This is a genomic window from Nonomuraea basaltis (genome assembly GCF_005893125.1).
Taxonomy (GTDB): domain Bacteria; phylum Actinomycetota; class Actinomycetes; order Streptosporangiales; family Streptosporangiaceae; genus Nonomuraea; species Nonomuraea basaltis.
On sequence record NZ_VCJS01000413.1, the window covers coordinates 1 to 5,773 of the forward strand.

General features: G+C 67.4%; 6 protein-coding genes. 4 read left to right on the forward strand and 2 right to left on the reverse strand.

Going from position 1 to position 5,773, the window contains the following annotated elements:
• Positions 1-548 (reverse strand): MarR family transcriptional regulator (locus tag EJK15_RS75960; RefSeq protein ID WP_138720570.1); only part of this gene is annotated, 548 nt, incomplete at its 3' end.
• A gap of 87 nt (positions 549-635) precedes the next feature.
• On the opposite strand from EJK15_RS75960, the gene EJK15_RS67130 reads away from it, so the two are divergent.
• The 4 genes from EJK15_RS67130 (at position 636) to EJK15_RS67145 (ending at position 4,528) form a co-directional block, all read left to right on the forward strand.
• On the forward strand, positions 636-1,991 hold the full coding sequence (locus tag EJK15_RS67130) for an extracellular solute-binding protein (RefSeq protein ID WP_138720571.1): 1,356 nt from the start codon (positions 636-638) through the stop codon (positions 1,989-1,991).
• Positions 1,988-2,908, forward strand: coding sequence for a carbohydrate ABC transporter permease (locus tag EJK15_RS67135; RefSeq protein ID WP_138720572.1), 921 nt, complete (start codon positions 1,988-1,990; stop codon positions 2,906-2,908). The genes EJK15_RS67130 and EJK15_RS67135 overlap by 4 nt, the downstream gene beginning before the upstream one ends.
• Entirely contained in the window at positions 2,905-3,726 is an 822-nt protein-coding gene (locus tag EJK15_RS67140; RefSeq protein WP_138720573.1) for a carbohydrate ABC transporter permease, read from the forward strand. The genes EJK15_RS67135 and EJK15_RS67140 overlap by 4 nt, the downstream gene beginning before the upstream one ends.
• A gap of 196 nt (positions 3,727-3,922) precedes the next feature.
• Positions 3,923-4,528 carry a VOC family protein gene (locus EJK15_RS67145; RefSeq protein ID WP_138720574.1) on the forward strand — a complete coding sequence of 202 codons (606 nt, stop codon included), beginning with the start codon at positions 3,923-3,925 and terminating at the stop codon, positions 4,526-4,528.
• A 24-nt stretch (positions 4,529-4,552) separates the two neighbouring features.
• Here EJK15_RS67145 and EJK15_RS67150 read toward each other — a convergent pair whose 3' ends face one another.
• On the reverse strand, positions 4,553-5,320 hold the full coding sequence (locus tag EJK15_RS67150) for a VOC family protein (RefSeq protein WP_338089976.1): 768 nt from the start codon (positions 5,318-5,320) through the stop codon (positions 4,553-4,555).
• Between the last annotated feature and the right edge of the window lie 453 nt (positions 5,321-5,773).

Here is a 5,773-nt window from a genome sequence, read left to right on the forward strand (position 1 = left end):
GCCCAGTCCCGGTCGGCCACCAGGCACGCGAACCCGGCCAGCACCCAGAACATCAGGAAGATGTCCAGCAGCGCCGTGCGCGAGAGCACCAGGTGCAGCCCGTCGAGCGCCAGCAGCAGCCCGCCCAGGCAGCCGAGCAGCGGCGAACGCGTCATCCGCCGCGCCACCCTGGCCATCTGCCGGATCACCGCCTCCGGCTTGAGCCCTGGCCGCACGGGCAGGTGCGACCGCGCGACCGGCCGCCCCGCCAGATCGGCCAGCACGCAGGAGATCTCCTTCGGATCGAAATGCACGCCCACCGCGTATCCGGCGTCGGCGTCCACGCGCAGGATCGTCCGCGGCTTGCCCCCGCTCGACGGCGCGGACCCGTCCTCGACGACCAGCCCCTCCTCCAGCAGCCGTCGCACGATCACGGACACGGTCTGCGCGGTGAGCCGCGTGCGGGCGGCGATCTGCACCCGGCTGATCCCGTCCGAGGCCTGGATCGCCTCCAGCACCACGGCCCGGTTGTAGCTGCCGATCTTGGGCAGGTTCGTGCCCAGCTGCATGTGAGCAATGTCACCACAGAGTGTTGACTTAGTAAATCAAAAAGATTTACCTTCTCGTTCAACCCAAAGAAACACGGGGAGGCCGTGATGAAACGGACGCTGGCCGGTTCCCTCCTGCTGCTCACAGCCGTCGCCGGCTGTGGCGCCGACCCCGCGCAGGACGCGTCCGGCAGCAAGGAACTCGAGATCGTCTACAGGGTCGAGCCGACGTGGCCGCATCTGGAGAAGATGCTCAACGGCGCGAAGAAGCAGTACGAAGCCGCCCACGCGGGCGTCAAGGTCAAGCTGACCGCCATCCAGGGCAACAACGAGGCGTACTACACGAAACTGGCGCTGCTCAACCGCTCCCCCGACTCGGCGCCCGATCTCTACTTCCACGACACGTTCCAGGTCAACGCCGACGTCGCGGCGGGCAAGCTGGCCCCGCTGGACGACTACCTGGCCAAGTGGCCCGACTGGAGCACCCAGTTCCCCGACTCGGTCAAGCAGGCCGCCAAGGGCGGGGACGGCAAGATCTACGGCGTTCCGGTCAGCACGGACACGCGCGGCCTCTGGTACCAGAAAGACGTCTTCGCCAAGGCGGGCCTGCCCGTGCCGTGGGAGCCGAAGAACTGGAACGACGTGCTGACGGCGGCCCGTACGATCAAGCAGAAGCTCCCCGGCGTCGTGCCCTTCAGCATGTACTCCACGAAGATCCACGGCGAGGCGTCGACCATGCAGGGCTTCGAGATGCTCCTGTACGGCACGCCGGGCGGCACCCTCTATGACGACACGCAGAAGAAGTGGCTGGCCGGCGGCAAGAACTTCACCGACGCTCTGACCTTCGTCAACACCATCTACCGCGAGGAACTCGGCCCCAAGCAGGCCGACGCGCACAACGCCAAGCTCTACGACAAGATGGCCTTCGAGTGGTTCCCCGCCGCCAAGCTCGGCATCTCCCTGGACGGCGCCTGGGCCATGTCGCCCTGGAAGCCGACCGGCACGAAGCCGTGGGCGCAGTGGACGGAGAAGATCGGCTGGACCGCCATGCCGACGCAGAACGGCGAGCCGCCGGGCGCGGTCAGCATGTCGGGCGGCTGGGTGATGGCGATGAGCGCCTATACCAAGAACAAGCAGGAGGCGTTCGACTTCATCACCGTCGCCACCAACAAAGAGAACTCGATGACCTATTCGGTCGGCACCGGCGACCTGGCCCCGCGCAAGGACGTGGCCGCAGACCCCAAGTACAGCGCCGACAACCCGAGCGTCAAGTTCTTCACCGACCTGGCCGCGGTCACCCACTACCGGCCGGCGTACGAGGCGTACCCGAAGGTGTCCGCTCAGATCCAGGAGGCCATGGAGGCGGTCACGACGGGCGCGCAGACCCCTGAGGAGGCGACGGCGGCGTACGTGAAGGCGCTGCCCGCCGCCGTGGGAGGCCCCGACAAGGTCCTGGCCCGATGACGGTCGCCACCGCGCCGCCGTCCCCGCCCGTGACGAGCCCGCCCACCCGCGGCTCGGCACGGCGCGGGGCGCTGCGCTGGCTCCTCCCCCTGGGCCCGGCCCTGCTCCTGCTGGCGCTGTTCCTGGCCGGTCCCATCCTCTGGAGCCTCTACATCGCCTTCACCAACGAGACGCTCACCGGCTCGGCCTCCGTGAACTCGCAGTTCGTCGGCGTCGCCAACTTCGTCAAGCTCTTCGGCGACCCGAACTTCCTCAACTCCTTCTTCCTCACGTTCGTCTTCGTCATCGGCTCGGCCGTCATCGGCCAGAACACCCTGGGCCTGATCATCGCCCTCCTCCAGCGCGGCCGCGGCCGGGTGACCCGCAGCGTGGTCAACGGCGTCGTGATCGCCGCCTGGGTGGTCCCGGAGGTCGTGGCCGCGGCCTGCTGGTTCTCGTTCCTGGCCGAGGAGGGCACGCTCAACACGGCCCTCGGCATCCAGCAGGAGTGGCTCTACACGGCTCCGATGGTCGCGGTGATCCTGGCCAACATCTGGCGCGGCACGGCGTTCTCGATGCTGGTGTACTCGGCGGCGCTCTCGGAGGTCCCCGCCGACCTGGTGGAGGCCGCCGCCGTGGACGGAGCCGGCCCGGGCCGCCGCCTCCTCCACATCACGCTCCCCCTGATCCGCAGGTCCATCATGGCCAACCTGATGCTGATCACCCTGCAGACCCTGGCCAGCTTCGGCCTCATCTACGCCCTCACGGGCGGCGGCCCGGGGACGGCCAGCCAGACGACGCCGCTGTACATGTACGAGCAGGCGTTCCGCTACTTCGAGATCGGCTACGGCTCCGCGATCGCCCTGGTCCTGCTGGTGATCGGGGCCCTGTTCTCGCTGGTGTACCTGCGCCTGATCAAGGTGGAGGAGGGCGCATGACCAGGCTGGCCGCGAGGGGCGCGGCGAGGCTGGCCCTCCTGCTCATCGCCCTGGCCTTCCTGGGCCCGTTCCTGTGGGTGCTGATCGCCTCGGTCCAGCCGGAGGCCACGCTGTCGGCGTCCCCTGCCCTCGCCTTCTCCCTGGACAACTTCAAGGCCGTCCTGACCTGGGAGACGATCATCCTGCCGCTGATCAACTCGATCATCATCTCGGGCGCCACCGCGATCCTGACGGTCTTCGTGTCGGGGCTGGCCGCGTACCCGCTGTCGCGTTACCAGCTCCGCTACCGCCGCCACTTCATGCTGACGCTGCTGTTCACGACGGGCCTGCCGGTGACCGCGATCCTGGTGCCGGTCTACGCGATGTTCTTCCGCTTCAACCTGTACGGCTCCGTCCCCGCGATGGTGCTGTTCCTGACGGCGAGCTCGCTGCCGTTCTCGATCTGGATGATGAAGAACTTCATGGACGGCGTGCCGGTGAACCTTGAGGAGGCCGCCTGGGTGGACGGCGCAGGCTGGGTCCGCTCCCTGACGACCGTCGTCGGCCCCTTGATGGCTCCGGGAATCGCGGTGGTGGCGATCTTCGTCTTCGTCGGCCAATGGGGCAACTTCTTCGCCCCGTTCGTCCTGCTGGACGCCCCGGAGAAGCAACCGGCAGCGGTCACCATCTACACGTTCTTTTCCGAATACGGCCAGATCGCCTACGGCCAGCTGGCCGCCTTCTCCATCCTCTACACCGCCCCGGCCGTGGTCCTGTACGTGGCGGTCAACAAGTATCTGGCCGGCTCCTTCAGCTTCGCCGGCTCCGTGAAGGGCTGACCCCCGTCACCCGCCCCGCTCTCGTCGGTCACATACCGGCCCTTCGACTGACGCCCGGCTTCGGCGGCGCCTGGCCCCGCCTCGGCCAGGCCGAGGTGCCGGAGACGCACCGGCGGATCGACTCGAACACGTCCGTCCGCGTCTGGACACGAAGACATGACTTACCGGGGATAGTTGAAAGGCGTACGGTTGACGCATGGCTGCGACCGAAGACTTGGTGCACTGGCGCGGAGTGCACCATCTCGCCCTGGTGACCGCCGACATGGATGCCACCGTGCGGTTCTGGCACGGCGTGCTCGGCGCCCGTCTGGTCACCACCCTTGCCATCCCCGCGTTCAAGCACTACTTCTTCGAGGTGGCGCCGGGCAACACCGTCGCCTTCTTCCAGTACACCGACCAGCAGCTCGACAGCTTCGCCAAGCCGGCCGGCGTGCCGTACGCGAAGGCGGCGCAGTTCGACCACCTGGCGCTGCACCTGCCGGACGAGGACGCGCTCAACCGCATGCGCGACCGGCTCAAGGCGCACGGGTGCGAGGTCACCGACGTGATCGACCATGGGTTCCTGCGGTCGATCTACTTCAGCGATCCCAACGGCATCGCGCTCGAGGCGTCCTGGTGGACCATCGATCCGACCGGACGGCCGGCGGACTACTCCGATGAGCGGCTGTTCGGCGACCCGGACCCGGTGCCGGCCGTACGCGAGCTGCGCGACGACGGCCGGCTCCACTACACGGTCGCCACGCGCCTGGTGGACGGCATCATCGAGGACCTCAGGCGCGAGGGGATCACGCTGGAGCCTTGACAACGGCCTGGAGATCGTGGCCGGCTATCGGGGGGTCAGCACACAGAACTCATTGCCATCGGGATCGGCCATCACCACCCAGCTGACCTCGCCCTGACCGATGTCGATGCGCGTTGCCCCCAGCGAGATGAGACGGTCGACCTCCGCTTGCTGATCACCGTCGGCGGGTGGAGCGAGGTCGAAGTGCAGCCTGTTCTTCCCGGTCTTCGGCGCCACTGGCGGACCGCCCCACGTGATCTTCGGGCCGCCGTGCGGCGAGCGGATCGCGGTCTCTTGATCCTGGTCCCAGACCAACGGCCAGCCCAGCGCTTCGCTCCAGAAGTACCCGACCTCCTGCGAACCGTCGCTCGAAAGCGCTCCGATGAATCCGCAGTCGGCGAGGAATTTGTTGTCCGGCTCGATGACGCAGAACTCGTTGCCTTCGGGATCGGCGAGCACCACATGACCCTCTTCCGGGCGTTGCCCGACGTCGATGTGCCGCGCACCGAGTTCGAGCGACCTCGCCACCGTCTGCTGCTGGTCCTCGAGGGACGTGCTCGTCAGATCGAAGTGCATCTGGTTCTCGCCGGTCTTCTTCTCCTGGGTCGGAAGACATCGGATCCGGAACCCGGTGTCATCGCCCGGCAGGAGCGCGATGCCATCGTGGGGGTCGTTGGCCATCTCCCAGCCCAGGACTCCGGCCCAGAAGCGGGCGAGGCGGAGCGGGTCGTTCGCATCGAAGCAGAGCGCGACGAGCTGAGGAGTCATCTCGCATCTCCCATCTGCTGGCTCACAGGCGCGGTCAGGGCACATCCCCCTGGCGCATGACGGACGCAACGCTAGCCCGCTCGAGGACTGCGACGCCAACGCATTTTGAGTGAGAGGGCGACGCTTCCGGCGCACGATCCGCGATCAGGACAGTGGACGATTGACTCGGTCTGGGATGAGCGGCCGCCGCCGCAACGGAATCGGTGCGGTCACCGCGGTTACCGTACGTCATCGCTCAAGTGAACCCTGGAAGACGGCAAACGTTTACGGCCGCTCCATCCAAGATCACCCGAACGGTCGCCGATGATCTTTACGTTTACGGCGTTTGTGCAATGCCCCCCACCGCACGTGGAAGGACATCCATGCGCATTTCCGCTCGGGCATTCGTCGTCGCCTTAGCGACCGCCCTGGCACTCAGCAGCGCGAACGTGGCCGGCACCCCGGCCTTCGCGCAGGAGGACCCCGCCCTGGCAGCCCTCACCCAGGTGGTCCCCGAGA

Excerpts from the sequence above, each read along its gene's own strand:
- EJK15_RS67130 (WP_138720571.1), top strand. The coding sequence starts at position 636 with ATGAAACGGACGCTGGCCGGTTCCCTCCTGCTGCTCACAGCCGTCGCC.
- EJK15_RS67135 (WP_138720572.1), top strand. The coding sequence starts at position 1,988 with ATGACGGTCGCCACCGCGCCGCCGTCCCCGCCCGTGACGAGCCCGCCC.
- EJK15_RS67140 (WP_138720573.1), top strand. The coding sequence starts at position 2,905 with ATGACCAGGCTGGCCGCGAGGGGCGCGGCGAGGCTGGCCCTCCTGCTC.
- EJK15_RS67145 (WP_138720574.1), top strand. The coding sequence starts at position 3,923 with ATGGCTGCGACCGAAGACTTGGTGCACTGGCGCGGAGTGCACCATCTC.
- EJK15_RS67150 (WP_338089976.1), bottom strand. The coding sequence starts at position 5,320 with ATGTGCCCTGACCGCGCCTGTGAGCCAGCAGATGGGAGATGCGAGATG.